Origin of the sequence: Colwellia echini, assembly GCF_002843355.2 — a bacterium.
GTDB classification, from domain to species: domain Bacteria; phylum Pseudomonadota; class Gammaproteobacteria; order Enterobacterales; family Alteromonadaceae; genus Colwellia; species Colwellia echini.
Genome location: NZ_PJAI02000001.1, coordinates 502,843 through 523,266, shown reverse-complemented (window position 1 = coordinate 523,266; position 20,424 = coordinate 502,843). Strand labels below are relative to the sequence as shown.

The following is a 20,424-nucleotide window of genomic DNA, read 5'->3' as shown; positions in this document are numbered from 1 at the left end:
ATTATTTTTTATAAATTTGTACAAACACTGTAAATTATTTTTATAACCTTTGATAGTCACCAATGCTCAAATTTATTGAGTAAGTTATCATCTTTATGATGATTAAAAATAGAGAGGTAATTAACCGTGATAAAGTACCTATAATTGGAGAAAAAAAAGTCAAAAACATTAACAAATTTACTAAAAAATTGATTAACAAAATTATAACCTGATTGTTTTTAACTGCATAAATCACAGTTTTATTAGCAAAATATTATTTAATTTTATGAATACGTATGTACAGTATTTAAACAGCTCAAAAAACAATAAAAAAGAACCATTTTATCAATAGCTTAATGTGGATTTACTCAGCTAATAAACTCAACAACTGCTTATACCACTACCTCATTCTCATCTGACCAGATAATTCAGCTTAATTTAATCAACATAAACAAAATTATCCCTGCTTAATTAAATCAATAGGAAATAAAACAATATATTGATTTAAAAAGACTAAATATTATTTTTATAAATTTACACCTTAATAACTAACTTAAATACCTTGATATCTTTTATTCAAAGAAAGCACTTTTTGACAGCATTTTTTTATAAAATACCGATCATAAAAATGTTAATTTAATGTTGCAATTCACGCTGACTTATTTCTGTAAAAATTTATCTTGTGCTATCGTCAAATCGAAAAATAACACAATAGTTCTACTGAATGAGTGATTAATCAATCGCCACCTAAGCGGCAAAAATCACTTGATTCATAAAAAAACAATAAAAATAATTTAAGGTGATGAGCATGCACACAAGTAACCTCAGTAGGAGTTTTGATAGCTCCCGAGTGTATTTTCTGTTGTCCCCAGCAATAATATCGGTGGCTATATTTTCTCAACCGATTTTGGCAGCAGTTAATCCAACGGCAATTTGTTTTGATAACCCTAACAGCTATAACACTCCTACTCTCCACATGTGGGGTTCGGCACCAACGGGAGCAGTTGAAAATACAAATTGGCCCGGTTTCAACATGATCAGCGAAAGCGGTTTTTATTGTTATGATCCCGCTGTTGAGCTCAATAGTATTAACGTTATCTTTAGTGATACCGGTAATCAACAAACAGCAAACTTGTTCATGGCAAGTCCTAATAACTGTTGGCAAAACAACCAATGGAAATCACTTACCGAATGTGGCTTGATTGCAGATAACATAAAACCTATTGCCAATGCAGGCACTGATATAAATATCGTTGAAGGTCAAACCGTCACTTTTGATGGCAGTGGCTCATCCGATCCTGATGGTCAAATATCTAGCTTTAGTTGGAGCAACCAATTAACGGGCGTAAGTCCATCTATGGTGTACAACACTGCGGGTAGTTATGTTGTCACTTTAACTGTAACTGACGACCAAGGTGCAACCAACACCGATACCATTACAGTCAATGTTACCAACGCAAATGCTGCAACGGTTACCGCAACCACCCTTTGTTACGACAATACAGCTAATTACCAAACACCAACACTTTACCTGTGGAATTCTAACCCTGTAGGCGCCATCGAAAATTACGATTGGCCGGGGCAGATAATGGAGCAAATGACGGGTCAACAGAGCAATTACTATTGTTATGATCCTGCTGCTGAACTTACCACTGAATTTACCTCTGCAAATATTATTTTTAATAACAATGGTAATGGTCAAACTAATGACCTAGTCGTTACTCCGCCAAATTCGTGCTATAAAAATAATGCATGGACTAGCTTAACCGCTTGTGGATTTACTATTGAACAAGCAACTAACATTGCGCCAACAGCCAATGCTGGCAACGACTTCACTATTTCTGTAGGGCAAACAGCTAACTTTAATGGTAACGCATCAGCCGATGTCGATGGCAGCATTACTAGCTATAGCTGGAGTAATGGTTTAACAGGTGTAACCGCCAGCCAAGTTTATAATACGGTTGGTACTTATGTTGTCACTTTAACAGTTACTGATAACGACAATGAACCTGCACAAGATACTGTAACCGTTACGGTAATAGAAGCGCCTACGTATAAATACCCAACAGGCAAAGCGGTTTATTATATTAATGATAATGGCTGGAATACTCCTACAGCTTACCTTTGGGATATACTATCTGAAAATACTACGCCTGAAAATACTGTGCCTGATAGTCAATGGCCTGGCGAAGGTCTTACCGACTTTGGCGGCCTAAATGCATGGTTTGTTGAAATTGATGAAAACGTTGTAAGCGGAAATGTTATTTTTACCAATAATGGCGCCAATCAAACAGCTGATTTAAACTTTTCAGGTGAGCAACTGTGTTACAACAATGGCGTGTGGATGACAGTAACCGCTTGTGGTATTCCGCAAACAACAGTGAGTAATGCTAATGCAGGTGGTGATCGTACAGTTAACATCAATACCAAAATAGCCTTAACCGCAGTAGCCTCTGCTACATCTACTGAAAATGCCACTTGGCAAAGCCCTGCTTGGTCAGGCGAATTAACTGGCACTAGTGTCGTTACACCAACATTATCAACCGTTGGTACCTTTGTTGTAACCTTAACACTTGCTGATGGTAGCGAAGATGAGTTCACTTTAACTGTTGTCAATGCAACACAAGGTATACCTGAGCGCCAACAGCTTGCTGCACCACTTAATTTTCCACTGTTAGGTAGTGTTTCATCAAGTAGTTATGAATACGAATCAGCATTTCCAGCATTAGATGGAAGCTTTATTTCACCAGTGATGGTTACCAATGACGGATTAAACGATTTAATTTATATCGTTGATAAATCGGGTAAAGTTTTCGTTTTCCCTAACGATCCAAACGTTACACAAGCACAAGTTAATACCTTATTAGATATCAGCGACGAAGTACGTGATTATCATGAGCAAGGTTTACTTTCTATTGCTTTTCACCCTGATTTTTCCACCAATCGTTTCGCGTACATTTACTACATTGAAGGCGATAACGACAACGAAAGTGACAACGGCGTTTTCGGTGATGGCGTATTAGAGCGCATCACTTTAAATGATGCTGCTAACCCGACAGTAGCTGAATCACGCGTTGAAGTTTTGCGTATCCCTCAACCAGGCCCAGATCATAAAGGCAGCATGATGCAATTTCACCCTGTAACAGGTGAATTTTACATGAGTATTGGTGATGGTGCATACGGAGATACGGCAATAACACCAACGCAACCTGATCCAAGAACCAATAATAGCGCACAAGAAACAACAAGTTTACTAGGCAGTATTATCCGTTTAATTATGCGAGAAACAATTAATGTTGACGGTAAATATTACGATATTCCAGCTGACAACCCTTTTGTAAATGATGAGGGAGTACGTGATGAAATTTGGTCATATGGACATCGTAACCCGTGGCGTTTTAGTTTTGATCATCAAGCTCCCTATACGTTATGGCAAACCGAAGTAGGTCAAGCAGGTTTCGAAGAAGTTAATATTATTCAGCCAGGCGGAAACTATGGCTGGCCAATATGTGAAGGTAATACTCATCGAGGTAATGATGGTGGCGATCCAAACAATACTCGTAACTGTAGTGGTGATTTAATTGCCCCTGTAGGTGGTTATACGCATGATACCGGCTCGGTATCTATTATCGGTGGCTTCGTTTATCGCGGCACAACATTGCCTGCACTAACAGGGCACTTTATTTACGGCGATTATGTTAGTAAAAAGATTTGGTCTGCTGTTGAGGGTAATACTGACCAATTAGTGAGTGATGCATTTCCAAGTAACATTTCATCATTTGGTACCGATATGAGTGGTGAAGAAGTGTTTGTTACTTCGCACGGCGTCGAATATGGCGGCTTATCTATTCTTTATCGGATGATTGACAGCCAAGCTCAAGCTGCAGTTATTCCAGCCAAACTATCAAGTACAGGTATTTTTGCTGATTTAAGTACGCAAACGCCTGTTCATGGTGTTATCGAATACGATGTTAACTCTGACGGTTGGTTTGATGGCTTAAAAGCACGTCATTTTGTTGCCATTCCTAATGAAAGCAATATCGAATTTAACGAAGACGAACTATGGAACTTACCCGTAGGTAGTGTGTTAGTTAAGCACTTGTCTTTACCTATCAGCGCAAGTAATACGACTCCATTCGAAACCTCGGTATTATTTAAACAAGCTTCAGGGAATTGGGCATCAGCTAACTACCGTTGGAATGCTCAAGGAACCGACGCTGATTTAGTAACGGAATCATTTAACGAAACTGTTGCGCAATATTACAATGGCGCTGTGACCAACATTAATCGTCAAGTACGCTCAGGAGCAGAATGTACTTCATGTCATTTAGGTACCGGTAGTAAAGAACCATTAGGTGTAACTACCCCACAGCTAAACCGTGATCTAGATTACCAAGGTGTGGTCAGTAACCAAATTGATTTATTTAATCAACTTGGTTTATTCAATAACACTATCGCAGGCGCTAATAGCTTAACGGCCTACCCAGACCCTGAAGACACAAATGCAAATATTGATAACCGAGCCCGCGCTTATTTATCAACTAACTGTGCGCATTGTCATGATGGTAGCTTAATGGATTTAAACTACGACACACCAGTTAACCAAATGGATATTATGAATATTCAACGTTCTGGGGTTTATCGCATGTTGCCATTTGATCATGCCGCAAGTCTTATTCATATCTATCAAACGGATGATGCCAATCGTATGCCTAAAGGCAGTGTATTAACCAACCCACTAGCTGATGAATTAATTGCTGCTTGGATTGACGGACAAAGTGCAACACAAACGGGCATGATGGTAACAGTTAAAGAAACCACTATTGTTCCTAACAGCCCAGTGACTTTATCTACCTTTGGTTTATATGATAATGGTTTTGAAACCATACCTAGCAGCGGTGTTGAATGGGTATCAAGTGATACTAGCGTTATTGACCCAATAGGCACTAGCGCAACCGTAAACACTATTGCAGGTAACACTGGCATTACCACTGTTTGGGCTAGTCACAACGGTCAAGTTGGTAGTATCGATGTAACCGTTGTCGGTGCGCCAGCTCAACCGACTGGTTTTAGTGCAACAGCAACCAGTGCCAACTCTATTACCTTAACTTGGAATGATATTGCTATTGATGAGCAAAGCTATGAATTGCAACGTTCCGCAAATAGTTCAGGCCCATTTACGCCTTTAATAACACTCAATGAAAACAGCGATACCTTTATAGATACTGGCTTAGATGTTAGCACCGCTTACTACTACCAACTCATTGCGACAGGTATTAACGCAAATAGCGCTGCTGTTACCGCTAATGCAACAACACAAGAAAGTGGTCCTATTGATAGTATTGAGCTGATCAGTGCAGAACTACCTAATCTTATTGCAAGAGAAACAACGCAATTAGTTGCTCTAGCTCATAGCGGTGATGTAACTCAAGGCATTACCTTAGGCGCAAGTTGGACTTCAAGTGATACATCGATTATTAACGTTAATTCAAGTGGCTTACTTACCGCGGGCAATACTGCTGGTACTGCGACCATAACAATTAATTACCAGGGACAAACAGCCAACCTGAGCGTTACAAATACAGGAGAAGGACAATATGCTTACTTTAATGTGCCAAGTAATTGGGACACGCCTACTGTTTATATATGGACTAATGAAAATGGCACAGAAACTGAGCGTTCAGCGGCTTGGCCAGGTACTGACTTAACCGAAATAGCCACTGAATTTGGTGGAACATGGTTACGCTTTAGCTTACCGGCTACTTGGGCAAACAGTGATGGTAATGTGAATATCATCTTTAGTAATAATGAAGCCAATCAAACTGAAAACCTAACCGTTAATCTTACAAATCCAAGCTGGTACGACAATGGCTGGTTAACTGCATCGCCTATTGGCAATGGTGTAGAAACAGGTGGCCAAGTTCAAGTAGGTAATGGTTCAGTTTATTTAAATGGCAGTAATAACTTATCAGGCAAGCTTTTTACTCGCGGCACGGTTGTTGATATCAATGCAGACTCTGCTGGCACTGGTTTAGAGTTTTCTGGCTGGGAAGGCTCAGGCATGGCTTACCTCGTTGACCCAAGCCAAGCAAATACACAGTTAGTAATCGGGGATGCTTTTTCATATACCTTACTGGCTGTTTTTGACTCAGTGAATGATCCGTATATTCAAGGGCGAACTTTCTTTGTTGATAAAGGCTGTACCGGCTGTCATGGGACTGAAGGCGACAGCGGCACATCGTTACTTAACGTTGCCAATAACTACAGTTTAAGTCAGTTAACTAATTACATCGAAAACAACATGCCTATTGGTAATGCCGCAGCTTGTACTGGAGATTGTGCCTCGTCAACAGCTGATATGATTTTAGCTGGAGCTTACTCTGCCCCATCAAACATGTGTAATGCAACCGACTTAAATGATTTGATCCCACAAGATCGAAGCTACCGTTTGTTATCAACCTTAGAGTACAACAACACAATACGCGACCTCTTAGGCTTGGCTAACACTGTTGATGTAACCTCAGGTCGTATTCCTGCAGATATTCCCGTCAACGGTTTTAAAACTAATGCGAATGCCTTATTCACTAATGATTACGCAAAAGGCTACGTTGTTGCTGCTGAAGCTGCTGCGAACATGGTTAATAATATTTATGACTTAACCTCAGGTTGTAGCGACATAAACTGTTTTATTAATAGTTTTGGTAAGCGAGCATTCCGCCGACCACTAACCCAAGCTGAAGTAACCGACTTAAACGCAGTATATACAGAACATGGTGATATAGGTGTGTTGTCAGCGATTTTATCAGCACCGGCTATGCTCTACCGCTCAGAAGTTGGAGAAGCAAATGGCTCTGGTTATTATGAATTAACTGATTACGAAGTAGCAACCATGTTGTCTTATACCTACTGGGCAACTACCCCAGATGCTAATTTAATGGCCAAAGCTGACGCTGGAGAATTAAGTATGCCAGCACAAATTGCATCAACAGTTAGTAATATGCTGCAAGATCCTAAAGCTAAAAGTGCTTTTGAACGCTTTATTTCAGGTTGGTTAGATCTTGATAAAGAGATTAAAACACCTGGACTTAGCGAAAGTTTAAAAGCTGACATGAAACAAGAAACTATAGAATTTGTTCGCCGAACTGTATTTGAAGGAGGTCAATACAATGATTTATTAACCGCCGATTATAGCTTTATGACTCAACAACTTGCTACGCATTATGGTTTAGAGTGGCCGGGTGGTAGTAACTGGCAAAAAGTTAGCTACAGTGAGGAGAATGGTAACGGTGAACGTCGTGGAATATTAGGTCATGCTGGTATTTTAACCTTACAGTCGGCCTCAGAAAAAACTCATCCAGTTAAACGTGGGTTATTTGTACGCCGTAATCTTATGTGTCAAGACTTCCCGCCACCACCTATTGGCGCAATATTAAAACCACAAGAAGATCCAACCTTAACAGTTCGCCAACGTTTTGAAAATGCCCATTTACAAGACGGTTGTGAATCATGCCACCAATATATTGATGGTATAGGTTTTGGCCTTGAAAACTACAATGAGGTTGGCTTATTTACCACCTCTGAAACTACAGATGACGGCCAAGTGAAGGTCATTAATTCGGCTGGCTATATTGGTAGTTTATATTCGGCTGAAACCTTTTTATCAGCTAGCGATCCGGTAGTTCCATATCAAGGTTTAGATGAATTAGCACAACTTGTAGCAGACAGCGCACATGGTAAAGCTTGTTATGCTCGCCAATGGTATCGCTATATGCGGGGTCAACGTGAGACAAATGACGATAACTGTACTGTTCAGGTATTTGGTCAAATATTTAAAGGTGGCACAAATACAAGCATGCTTGATCTGATGATCCAGTTTACCCAAACCAAAAACTATACCTTGCGTAAATAGTGGAGCAAAAAATGACTTTTTTAAAAAATAAAATGCAACGCCGCGACTTTCTTCGCACGCTTGCTAAAGCTGGATTAACTACCGCCTTTGCTAGTCAATTTGCTTTCTCACCTAAAGTGTTCGCTGCGGCGGGTGAAGCTAGACGGTTTATCATGGTGTATTACCCTAATGGTTGTGTTCGTGATAAATGGCATAGTTATGATATTGGAGGCTTAGGCTCTGGCAGCTTAGCTAGCAGCCCTCTAGAGCCGTTAGAAAGACATATAGATAAGATTCTGCCCATTAAGAACTTAACCTTTGCGGGTCATGGTGGAGTATCTGCCCATCCGGCTGCGTGTCAGGGGGTTTTTTCTGGTGGGCAAGTAGGTGCCCCTACCTTTGATGCCGAAATAGGCGCTCAACTTGGTGGTAATACCACAAATAATCTACATGTTGGGGTTTGGTCTAGCAAAGCACAAGGCTCTGAATATATGCCATTTACTGACATCAACCGCAATAAGATTGATGTGCCCGACAACCCACAAATGATTTACGATAACTTGTTAGCAGACGTCGTTAATAATGCTAATCAAAGTGAAGCATCTCCTGATGATTTACGTCGTAAACGCGTACTTGAATCACTGCATGAAAATCTAGATTTACTGCAAGGCAATATGTTAAATGTTCAGCAACAAGGTAAGTTACTTACCCATGAGGAATCTTTAAATTATTACCAAAAAGTATTAAATAGCTCGCTCGATATAGGTGATGGCTCAGGATTTTACCGCCCTAATGTCGGCATGAGCGGCATAAATGATGAAGCAGAAGAAGTTGCAAAAGCGCAAATGCGCAATATTGCAATGGGCTTTCAAGCCGATATAACTCGCACCGCAAGTTTTCAATTTATGGCCGCGCAAGATGAAGCATTAAAAGTGAATTTCGAGAGTATTCGCCCTTACATGGGTGAATACGGGAGTGGCGAAAGACTTAACTGGAACGAAACACGCTCTCATGTAAGTTCGCACAACGAATCAAACTTGTTCGATTCACAAACGCGTTGGTACAACATGATGGTCGCTTATTTAATGGACCAATTAGCCTCTCGGCCTGACAGTGCTTACGGTGGAACCTTGCTCGATAATACCTTGATATTAGTAATGTCTGAAGTTGGCGGAGGTAATCACCAACTTGAAAATCCAGGTATTTATTTAGCTGGTGGTGCAGGTAATGCGATTAACATAGGCATGGCAACGGATGCTAACAATGCAGGTATGTCTAATTTGTATCTAGATATCGCCAATGCTTTCGGCTTAGGTTGGAGCAGCTATGGTAATAGCTTCGGCGGAGTAAACGGCGTTTTAGTGTAATTTTATTCGGCGTTATCTATTTATTTCACGTTACTGCTAACTACAAATAGATAACGCTGTTTCCACTCAAAATAAGCCAAGTATTAAGCTGTACTGATAGTAAAAGCACTCACTATTTTTTAAACGGCATTATTAATAATGATAACAGTGAGCTATTTTGCTTAGCGTTTGGAAATTCAACTAAGCCAATATCAAGATCGCTATCACTTTTAATCGCACTATCTTTATAACTACCAAACAACTTATCCCACCAAATAACACTAAAACCATAATTTGAGTTAGTTTCACTAACGCGTTGACTATGGTGAATACGATGCAGAATTTGCGTCATTAATATTAACCGTAACGGCTTTTCTATTACCTGAGGTAGACGAATATTGGCATGATTAAATAAGGCTAAGCCATTAAGTGTAATTTCAAATATCAATACAGCAATAGCGGGAATGCCTAACGCACTAACGGCAATAAGTTTAACAACAATACTTAGTACTATTTCAATGGGATGAAAACGTAAACCGGTACTGGTATCTACATGAGCATCGGCATGATGTACTCGGTGTAAACGCCAAAGCAAAGGGACTTTGTGGAATAACCTATGTTGCCAATAAATCAAAATATCTAAAATGAGTAAACTAACAATGATGACAACAAAGCTGGGTAAAGTTATTAAGTTAAACAATCCAATAGAGTGCTCTTGGTTATAAACAGCTACCGCGGTAAGGCCGATAGGCACAGTTAACCGAGCAACAACTGATGACGCGAATACTAGACCAAAATTTGCCAGCCAACGTTTAGACGATTTAATGGGTGATTTACGCGCAGGTAAAATTGCTTCAATTAACATCATAATCACTAAAATGCTAAAGAAGAAACCAAGTCGCCACCCTATTTCATTAGTCATGATTTACCGCATCACTGTTTACAGAACGATTTTTAGCACTTACTTCACCAACATCAAGTTTTGTTTCATTAACGGTATCTGCCATATTAACTTCTTGTTGTTTCAGGGTGTGATAGCCGCCATGTATGCGGGTGAAAATAGTAATCGCACAGGCGCTAGCGAATAGATAAGCCAGTAATGCAAAGTGCTCCGGCCAAAGACAAAAAGCGATAAACAAGGCGATTGTTTCAGTGCCTTCAGTTAGGCCGTTTAAATAGTAAAAACTTTTGTATTTAAATTGCGGTTTATCAATTTTAAATTTTTCAGCGGCAATGGCAAAAGCGAGAAAACTTGAACCTGTACCTATAAAAGTCGCTAACAACACAGCGCCAGCAATAGCATTTTGTTCTGGGTTAGCCAAAATAAAGCCGAGCGGAATAGCCGCATAAAATAAAAAGTCGAGGGTAATATCTAAAAAACCACCGGCACTTGAGCTTTGCTTAGCATAACGAGCAAGTGCGCCATCTAAACCATCTAAAATACGATTCGCGACAATTGTCGCAAGTGCCCAATACCAAAATTGAAAGGCTAAAAATGGCACAGCTAACAAGCCAACTAAAAAACCATAAAAAGTTATTTGATCTGCGGTTACGCCACGTTTATGCAACAAGGCGACGACGGGTGTTAGCAATGGTTTTATAACCGGTGTGATAAATTTATCTAGCATATTAATGTCCTATTCAATGCCCTATTCAATGTCCTATGCATTTTCTAGCGCTACGTTAACTTATCTAACTGATCTAACTTAGCTACTTACTCACGTATCTGCTTAATTTCCGCTTTAGCTGCAGGTCTAGTTAAGGTGATAATTTTTCCACCTGCCGCCTCAGCGTCACTATGATCATGAGTTACCATCAACGCCGGCAATTGATGATAACGAATTTGTTCAAACACTAATTGCCGTGTATCTTCACGTAATTGCACATCAAGCTTACTAAAAGGCTCATCAAGTAAAATAGCTTTCGGCTCACTCAGTAATACTCGAAGTAGCGCAACACGGGCTTGTTGACCTCCCGATAAATTATCAGGATGACGATTAGCAAAACCTGACAAACCAAATTGCTCAAGAGCATCATCTATTTTTTCAAGCCGTTGTTTTTTATTACCTGCTGGCATTGCAAAGGAAATATTACCGGCGACAGACAAATGCGAGAACAACAAAGCATCTTGATATAACACGCCCACATGGCGTAAATGTGCAGCAGTATTAGTGATATTATTATTGTTTAATAAAACTTCGCCTTTGGCATGAAAACCTTGCGGTAAAGAGCCCGTTAACCAATTCAGTAAACTTGATTTGCCACTACCCGATGGCCCCATAATAGTCAGTATTTCACCACCATTAATCTGTTCATTTACGCTGAGTAGTAATTCATTTTGACGAAATAATTTTAAATTATTTATCTGTAAAGATGATTGCATTTAAATAACCTTTAGCGATTCGCGCTTTTATAAATAAACTTAGGCAATACCCATGCGAGTATAAAACCAATCAGTGGTAATAGCATTTGCATAAGTGCATATACCGCGCTTGTACGTCTGCTTGCGCCATTAGCAAGGGTAACCGCTTCAGTGGTTATAGTGCTAATACGCCCTCCTCCCGCTAACAAAGTAGGTAAGTATTGGCCAAAACTAATCGCTAGGCCTAAGGCAAATGCAATTAAAATTGGTGTCAATAATTGCGGTAGTTTTACTTTAAAAAACACCTTACTAGGTTTAGCACCTAAACTTGCAGCAACAATTGCAAAGCGTTTATCTAATTGTCTATAACTACTCGATAGCGATAAAAACACATAAGGCAATACAAATAAAATGTGGGCAATAACCACGTTAATATAACTAATATAAACCGTTTTCACTGCTATAAATTGGGGAATTAATTGTTGTATTAACACCAAGCCAAATAAAAAGGCAATGCTTGGAACCATTAACGGCATATAAATAATTAAACTGATAAAAGGTGATACCTTTTTACCCTTTATTTGTTCTGCTTCAAGACAAAATAAAGTTAAAGTAATTGCGATTAAGGTCGTGATTAAACCAATTGATATAGTATTAAATAATGGTGTACCCATTTGCATAATAGCGCTTTGCCAATGCAACAAGGTAAGGCTATCAGGCAGTATCGCCGGAAAACGCCAAAAGCCAGCCACTGACCACAACACCAAGCCCACTAACGACAAAGTAATAAATAACACAACTAAGGTGGTAATAACCGAGGTGATTTTTTGCCAAAAAGCACCACCATATTCACGCTTGCCATTGGTTAGCATTTCACAAAATAATACCCGTACCATTTTTTCAGCTAACAGCCACAACACTAATATTCCGCCAGTAACTGCTAACTGTAATAATGCTCCTGCTGAGGCTTTTAGGCGAAGATTTAAATCGACGTCATTAAACCAATGCATAATAGCAACAGCCAATGTAGGTGGTGTATTTGGACCCAATATTAAAGGCATTTCCACACTTGAGCTAGCGTAGGCTAAAACAGCTAATAGTGGTAAGCGTAACAACGGATATAAGCTTGGTAGTATCACTTTAAAAAATGCGGTCATTGGACAATAACCTAAATTAAGCGCCACCTTATGTTGTTGACGTAATTTTTTACCTAGTTCTGGTTGAGCTAACGCACCTAATGCCATCAATAACAAAAAGGGTAACTCTTTTAAGGTTAAGCCTAGAATGATGCTTAACCCGTAATTATCGTGCGGAAATATTCCGTGTGGTGCAAATTCCCAGCCGCTCAACCAAGGAGATATTAGTCGAGATATCATGCCCGATGGTGCAATTAAAAAACCTACCGCTATTGCGGCTGCTGCATGTGGGATCACTAAAATAGGGCTAAGAATCTGCTGAATACGCGCCAACCAAACACTATTAAAAAAAGCGGCGAGTATCATTAAGGTGATAACAAAAGCAATAAACGTACTGATTAAACCGGTTGCAACACTCAAAGCAACCATTTGCCCTAAACCTGTCGTGTCCCATAGTTCGCTAAACGCTTGTAGCCCAATATGGTATTGGTTCAATACCGGCGCCCAACCTAACGCCGGTAATATTACGCCAATTAAGCCACCAAATACGGGAACAACTAATAGCAATAATAAAAATTTAGGGCTGTGTTTAACCATCACAGTAAACCAATCAGTTGCAACTGCTGATTTGCTAACTTGTTTGTTATTAACTTGTTTGTCATCAACTTGTTTGTTATTGAAGACAACTTGGGTGTTATTTTCTAAACTCATCGGGTTACCCCATAACGAGCTTGCCAACCGTCAGTAATAGCACTTACCCAACTTGGATGCGGCTCACTTAATGTTGCTTTGATACTATCAACTGGTAAAGCACTAGGGTGAGGTTGTTGCGCTTTAAATAAGGCTTGCTCTGCATCACTCAATGCTGAATGAATTAATACGCTGCGATCGCCCCATACATTAGCTTTTTGTTTATAAGCTTGTGCTTGTGGGCTTAATAAAAAGTTAGCAACTAGCTGGGCACTTTGTTGATGACTTGCGTTATATGGGATCGCAACAAAGTGAGTATTGCTTAAACTACCATCCTGCATTGCATAACTACGGATACTATTGGGTAAATCATAACGTTGCACTGCTGCAGGCACTTCAGGAGCAGAAAAAGTAAAAGCGACACTCAGCTCGGTATCATCAACTAAGCGACGCATTTCAACGCCACTTTGCATAAAGTGCTCGCCTTTACGCCAAAGTTGAGGATGAAGCACTTCTAAAAAGGCCCATAATGGCTCAAGTATAATCTCTATATTTTCAGGGGTTGTTGGTAAATAAAGTTGTGCCTGAGTTTGTGATTTATCTTGTACCTGAGTGATGGCATCACTTTGTTGATGTAATACCACTAAGGCGTATTTTAAAAAGCTCATTCCTAAAAAATCAGGCGGTTTAGGGTAACTAAAACGTCCGGGATTTTTTTTACTCCACACTAATAATTCATTTAATGTTTTTGGTGGATTAGTCGTTGCTAGTTCATCGTAATAAAAACTCAATGAGGCTTGTCCCCAAGGAGACTCCATACCCTGCGTTGGCACACCAAAATCAAGCGTTACCGCAGGATTATTAATTGGGTCGGTTAAGGTAAAATTAGGCAGTTCATTCGCCCAGTTTTTTAATAATAATGAATGCTCAGCCATGGCGGCAAAGTTAGCCCCATTTATCCACACTAGGTCAACACTGCCTTGGTTATCATTATTGGCTGATTTTTCGGCGAGTACTCGACTTACTGCTTCACTGGTATCACTGAGTTTTACTTGTTGTAAATTAATGTTGTATTTAGCTTTGACCTGTTCGGCAACCCATTTTATGTAGCTGTTTATTTGTGGGTCGCCGCCCCAAGCGTGAAAAAAAACATCTTGGTTTCTGCCTGAGTTTTCAATGTTTTTCCAATGTTTTGAGGGTGCTGTTTGTTCGCTACTTTTTACTGTAGGGCTTGTAGTAGAAACAGTCTTAGGAGTTTCTATCGTCCCCCCAATATTTGCACTTACTACTAGAGAAGTAGAACTTAACGCAAAAATAATAAACGCGATAAAGCAAAAGCTAGATCGCGTCACTATTTTTATTGGTGCAAATTTAATGGTTGGCATTTAAGTCCCAGTTGTAATCCAAGAAGCTAATATCCATATGTCCATTAATAAGTGTCATTTTTTGCTGTTGATTTAAGTTAAATGCTTGCGCGTATAAAAGCATAAACTGCTCTAAGGACTGAGTATTATTGAAGCCTTTTTCAAAATCTTCGCCATACCATTTAAAAATTGAAGATACGTTTAAGGTATCGTCTTTAACAAAGTTACGTGACTTATCAGATAAAAAACGCACTGTTTGTTGCTCAAGTTGCTGGTTTAATTTATCACCTGTATACGCTTCTTCACGTAATGCAGGGCAACCAATACTGGCACAATTTACAGCAAAATGAATACGTGGATCGTTATATGTCGCTTTACCTTGCGCATCAACCGCGCCGCGAATTAAACCATGCTCTATATCATTAAGGCTACGTGTTTTACCTAATAAGGGAATAAATTCTTTACTCCATGGTGAACTAAAAAAACTACCTAAATCTTTTATTGATTTAAGGTTAGGATATTCCTTAGTATTCAAGTTAGACACTATAAGCTCTACCGTCCATGCATTGTATGCGTTGATTAAGAAAGCTAGTTGTTTAGGATTACTCCACTCATCAAACTCACTTTTTTTAACCTGTGCTAACAAGTTTAAATAATTGGTTAACTTATTACGCTGCGCTTGCATGGCAACATAATCAACCGCAGTACTGTGACCATTATTAATAGTGACCACATTATTGCTTAACAAGGTGTTCCAACTGTCGTGCATGCTTTGTGCGCTGCCTGCAAACGACGTTGCAAGCAATGTTGCAAACAAAACTGAACCCAATAATAGTGCCTTAAACATATTAACCTCTACGCCATGTATGGTATTTTTCAAGCCATTTTAATACGGTTTGCGGCGCATGATTTCGTTTCCACTCACCCGCTGCATACTTGTTACCTTCTGCCCACGTTGGATAGCTGTGAATAGTACCTAAAATTTTGTTAAGTCCTAAACCATGTTTCATGGCTAATACAAACTCAGCAATCAAGTCACCTGCGTGTTCAGACACTACGGTAACACCTAAAATTTTATCTTTGCCCTTCGGTGTAATCACTTTAATAAAACCTTTGGTGGCACTGTCAGTAATTGCTCGGTCTAACTCTTCAAAGTCAAAACGAGTGATTTCATAATCTATGCCTTTATCTTTCGCGTCTTGTTCGTTAAGACCAACACGAGCGACTTCAGGATCAATAAAGGTAGTCCACGGAATTACGCGATAATCGACTTTAAACTTTTTAAGATGACCAAATAAACCATTAACTGCCGCATACCACCCCTGATGAGATGCCACATGAGTAAACTGATAAGGACCAACAATATCGCCAGCAGCAAAAATGTTAGGGTATAAAGTCTCTAAATATTCGTTAGTAACAATGGTACGGTTAGTTTCAATACCTAACTCTTCAAGGCCATAACCTTTTAGGCGTGCACTACGACCAACAGCACAAAGTAGCTCATCGTATTCAATGTCAATTTCTTCGTCCTTATGTTTTACGATAATGAACTTTTTACCATCACGCGTTTCACAGCGAAGCGCTTGGTGTGAAGTTAAAATGTTAACACCACTTTCAGTTAACGCTTCATGGGCAAAGGTAGAGACTTCAAGATCTTCTTTGATCATGATGCGCTCTGCCATTTCAATTTGGGTAACTTGTGAGCCTAAACGAGAAAAGCTTTGTGCTAATTCACTACCAATGGGTCCGCCACCTAATACCACTAACTTTTTAGGCGCTTCGTCTAACTCAGCAAACTTACTCCATAACGTATCACTGGTTACATAACCCGTTTCTTCAATTCCTGGTAATGGTGGTACAAATGGGCGTGCACCCGTAGCAATAACAATAGTACGTGCGGTTAAGGTTTGCGTGCCGCCATCATTTAGTTTGATTTCTACTGTCCACGGGTCAATTAATTTACCGTAACCTTTAACAATATCTACACCTAAGTCAGTGTAACGCTCAACACTGTCATGTGGAGCAACATCGGCAATAACTTTATGTACTCGTGCCATGACTTTTTTGAACGAAAACTGTGGCGTAGCATTCTCTAAACCGTAGTTTTCACCGTGGCGAATTTGCTCTGCAATTTTCGCACTTTTAATAATCGCTTTACTTGGAACACAACCATAATTTAAACAATCACCGCCCATTTCACCGGCTTCAATTAAGGTTACCTTGGCTTTAACTGCTGCAGCAATGTAGCTAGTTACTAAACCACCCGCACCAGCGCCAATAACAATCATGTTACGGTCGAATTGTTTAGGCTTAGTGTAATTTTTGTATACGCGACGTTTTTTAAACATGTTTAATATGCCTTTAGAAATGAGTGGAAAGAATCCTAATAAGGCGAACGATAAAATTAAGTTGAAAGATAAAATACCTGACAAACTTTCTATTTGTGCAAGCTGTGTACCAGCGTTAACAAATACAAAAGTCCCAGCTAACATGCCCACTTGACTTACCCAATAAAAAGTCCATGATTTTATTGAAGTCACGCCCATTAACAAGTTAATTAAAAAGAATGGAAATGCCGGAACTAAACGCAATGTGAATAAGTAAAATCCGCCTTCTTTTTCAACACCAGCATCAATTGCATTTAAACGTTCAGGAAAGCGCTTTTGAATAAAGTCACGCAGTAAATAACGCGATACTAAAAAGGCAAGTGTTGCGCCAATACTTGATGCAAAAGAAACCACCAACAAGCCTTCGCCTAAGCCAAATAAAGCGCCTGCGGCAAGTGTTAAAATAGCAGCACCCGGTAAAGAAAGTGCGGTAACAACAACATACAGTAAAAAGAATCCGCCAATAACAAGTAAAGGTGATTGCTCTTTCCAATGGCTAAACTGTTCCATTGAGCCTTTTAACCCTTCAAGTGTTAACAATTGATTTAGGTTAAAGTGAAAAAACAAAGTAATTACCGCTGCAGCAATGACTAATATAAATATTTTTTTTATCATGTATATCTCTTTAAAGTGTTACGTGTTTTAACTGATGTGAGCGTTTTAGCGCTTTCTTAAAATGTATGGCTAAAGGTTAATTGGGCATTGATAGGTAATTCAGGAAATACCAATGTTGCGCCAAAATAACCCCCTTCAAATACAGGGCGCCAATTTTTTTGATTAGTCACGTTATTAATGTCTAAACGTAGTTTGGTAGTCGGCGTAAAAGCATAGCTTGTGTTTACGTTTAAGGTGTATTGATCTCTTATGGTGACAGTACCTAAAAAGTCTAATGGGTAACTACTGGTATATAGACCGGAAAAACCCGCTTGCCATTCATCATTTATTGAGTAATTGCCATTAACACTAAACGCTTGCTCTGGAATACCCTGCACTTGCGCATTTGACGGTGAAAATAAAGTGTAATTTGGTGCGCCAATACTGGTGCCATTAATAATATCAGGACGTGAGTTATCAAAGGCATCGGCAACTTGTGCTGAATCTTGGCTACTGGCAGAGTTGTCATATCTCGCTTTAATATAGCTGTAACCCGCACTTAACCATAATGGGTAAGCATCGTAAAAAACTTGCGTTTCAAAACCTTCTGTACGAATACCGGTATTACTTCCATCACGGTTACGTAAACTACGACGCTGGCTAAACAAAGCTCCGTCGGCATACCAATTATTACTAGTTGGCGCGTATTTTAAACCAAACTCAGCTAAGGTATTTTCAGTGGCAAAGTTTTGTGCGCTGATTAAATTGTCACTACCTAATGCCGTACCGCCAGCCATACTATTTGACGTTGCTTCGTTATAGCTTCCTGTACCATAAACAGTAAAATCTGTACTAAGAGCATATCCCACACTTATTTGTCCAGAGTGTAAGGTTTCATTGATGCTGTCACTGACGGAAACTTGTCCTTGTGGTGCTATCGGATCACTCGCTTCAACATTATAAAAATCTACACGGTAACCTATGGTGGTATGCAAGCTGTCGGTCCAGTCAGAATCATGCTGAATGGCAAAACCAGTTTGCCATGAGCTAGAATCGGTGGTGTCAGATAAATTAAAATCGCCATTGCCGTCATTGTCTATATCGTATTGAGCACCAGGAGACACAAAAACACCGGGCTTTAATTCAACTAAACGAGCTTGTTGTTCTGCCGTTAACGGAATACGACGATTGGAAAGTGGGCCAGTTAAATCTATTGGTGAATCAGCTTCAGTAGTAAATTGACTAAAACCCTTCACTTTATTGTAACGAACATCAAAAGCAAAAATTGTTTGCTGTTCGTTATCCCATTGATAAGTTAATTCAGAGCGATTTTGCGCAGAGTCTGCACCATCAATAATTTCTACAAAGCTGTTTTGCGCAATTTCTTCACGTTCTAAATGCTGGTAATAGGTAATATTTTTAAAAGATGTTTTAGATGAAAGTTCACGTTTATAAATACTGTGAAATAGGTAGGTAGTCGCTTCATTTAAATTATCCGGATCGGTTAATACCGTACTTCTATCAATTTTTACTTGCCCTGTAGGTGATACCAACGAGCCCGCAGCCGGAACTGTGCTGCCATTACTTTGCACACCTTGCCCGGTAATGTACAAGCCATCATCAATTAAAGCTTGAGTCGGACGGTTAATACCGGCGTTATCAGTAAATTCAACTTGGTAAAACTCAAAATTTACATCCCAGCTAGTTTTATCATCAGGAAATAACCTGAAAGCGGTAAAAATGCTGTCACTTTTTAAAGCGGCATAGTCATAATAACTGCCATTATCAACATGTTCAGCGCTTATTCTAAAGCCACTTTTATCTTTTACAATTGGCGTGCTGTAATCAATTTGAGCACTGTATTGATCCCATTGCCCTGCCGATAAAGCAAGCCTACCGGTGCTTTCATCAGTTGCTGCGGTTTTAGAGTGTAAATTAACAAAGCCACCATTACGTTGGCTTGAGCCAAACAATACCGGCGGAGCGCCTTTTACAACATCAATGCTTTGTACTGAGTTAAATGATAGTGGTACACCAAAACCATTATTACCGGCTTGTCTGCGTGTTCCATCTTGAAACAACTCACCCAATTGGCCGCGAATAGTAGGCAAGCTGGGGGCGCCAAAACCACTGGCAGAATAAGTATTTGGGCTAATGGCCAATACATCTTGCAATGACGTTATGTTCAATTGTTCGATTAACTCACTTGAAATTGGTGTTATAGAGCGAGCAATTTCTTTAAGTGCTATGTTGTCGCCAAATGGGCCATCAACTGTAGAATCTTTCACTGACAAACCTTGAGAGTGATTAGCTTGACCTACCACTTCAATCACTTCCAATGATTTTTCATTTACTTTATCTTCTGCATTAACAACAAGTGAAGTACTTAGTCCTATTGTGATTGATGCAATCAAATATGCCCGTTTCAAATTTACGCTCTTTAGTGATTTATTATGTGTCATGGGCATTAAGACCCTCACCCCTCTAAATAAATTTCAAAGCTTTGGTGTTCATTTTACGAGAATCGGTTATGTACTTAATTTTTTAAGGATAAGTTTGAAGTTGATTACTTAAGGACTATTGATTCAGAGATCATTACTAGGAGTGATTGTTTTAGAACTGATGACTTCTGACTTCAAATTAATTAATTAACAAAGTTACTGAGCCAATGACTTAAT

10 protein-coding genes are annotated in these 20,424 nt (G+C 39.4%); 2 read left to right on the top strand and 8 right to left on the bottom strand.

What is annotated here, in order from left to right; genetic code table 11:
- Positions 1-787: 787 nt before the first annotated feature.
- Positions 788-7,888, top strand: coding sequence for a starch-binding protein (locus CWS31_RS02005; protein ID WP_170252738.1), 7,101 nt, complete (start codon positions 788-790; stop codon positions 7,886-7,888).
- Positions 7,889-7,899: 11 nt separating this feature from the next.
- Positions 7,900-9,234 (top strand): DUF1552 domain-containing protein, encoded by a 1,335-nt coding sequence (locus tag CWS31_RS02000; protein ID WP_101343429.1) that lies wholly within the window; start codon positions 7,900-7,902, stop codon positions 9,232-9,234.
- A 112-nt stretch (positions 9,235-9,346) separates the two neighbouring features.
- On the opposite strand, the gene CWS31_RS01995 is transcribed toward CWS31_RS02000, so the two are convergent.
- From CWS31_RS01995 to CWS31_RS01960, 8 genes are all read right to left on the bottom strand, one after another.
- Positions 9,347-10,135, bottom strand: a complete 789-nt coding sequence (locus CWS31_RS01995) for a sterol desaturase family protein (RefSeq protein WP_101343428.1) — start codon at positions 10,133-10,135, stop codon at positions 9,347-9,349.
- Entirely contained in the window at positions 10,128-10,841 is a 714-nt protein-coding gene (locus CWS31_RS01990) for a CDP-alcohol phosphatidyltransferase family protein (RefSeq protein WP_101343427.1), read from the bottom strand. The genes CWS31_RS01995 and CWS31_RS01990 overlap by 8 nt, the downstream gene beginning before the upstream one ends.
- A gap of 86 nt (positions 10,842-10,927) precedes the next feature.
- On the bottom strand, positions 10,928-11,596 hold the full coding sequence (locus CWS31_RS01985; RefSeq protein ID WP_101343426.1) for an ATP-binding cassette domain-containing protein: 669 nt from the start codon (positions 11,594-11,596) through the stop codon (positions 10,928-10,930).
- An 11-nt stretch (positions 11,597-11,607) separates the two neighbouring features.
- A complete protein-coding gene (locus tag CWS31_RS01980; protein WP_246143294.1) occupies positions 11,608-13,308 on the bottom strand; it encodes an ABC transporter permease in 1,701 nt (566 codons plus the stop codon).
- Positions 13,309-13,418: 110 nt separating this feature from the next.
- Entirely contained in the window at positions 13,419-14,786 is a 1,368-nt protein-coding gene (locus tag CWS31_RS01975) for an ABC transporter substrate-binding protein (RefSeq protein ID WP_101343424.1), read from the bottom strand.
- Positions 14,773-15,612, bottom strand: coding sequence for a DUF547 domain-containing protein (locus CWS31_RS01970; RefSeq protein WP_101343423.1), 840 nt, complete (start codon positions 15,610-15,612; stop codon positions 14,773-14,775). Before CWS31_RS01970 ends, CWS31_RS01975 begins: the two co-directional genes overlap by 14 nt.
- Position 15,613: 1 nt before the next feature.
- Positions 15,614-17,767, bottom strand: coding sequence for an FAD-dependent oxidoreductase (locus CWS31_RS01965; protein WP_101343422.1), 2,154 nt, complete (start codon positions 17,765-17,767; stop codon positions 15,614-15,616).
- A gap of 56 nt (positions 17,768-17,823) precedes the next feature.
- Entirely contained in the window at positions 17,824-20,175 is a 2,352-nt protein-coding gene (locus CWS31_RS01960) for a TonB-dependent receptor (RefSeq protein ID WP_211355783.1), read from the bottom strand.
- Positions 20,176-20,424 lie beyond the last annotated feature (249 nt).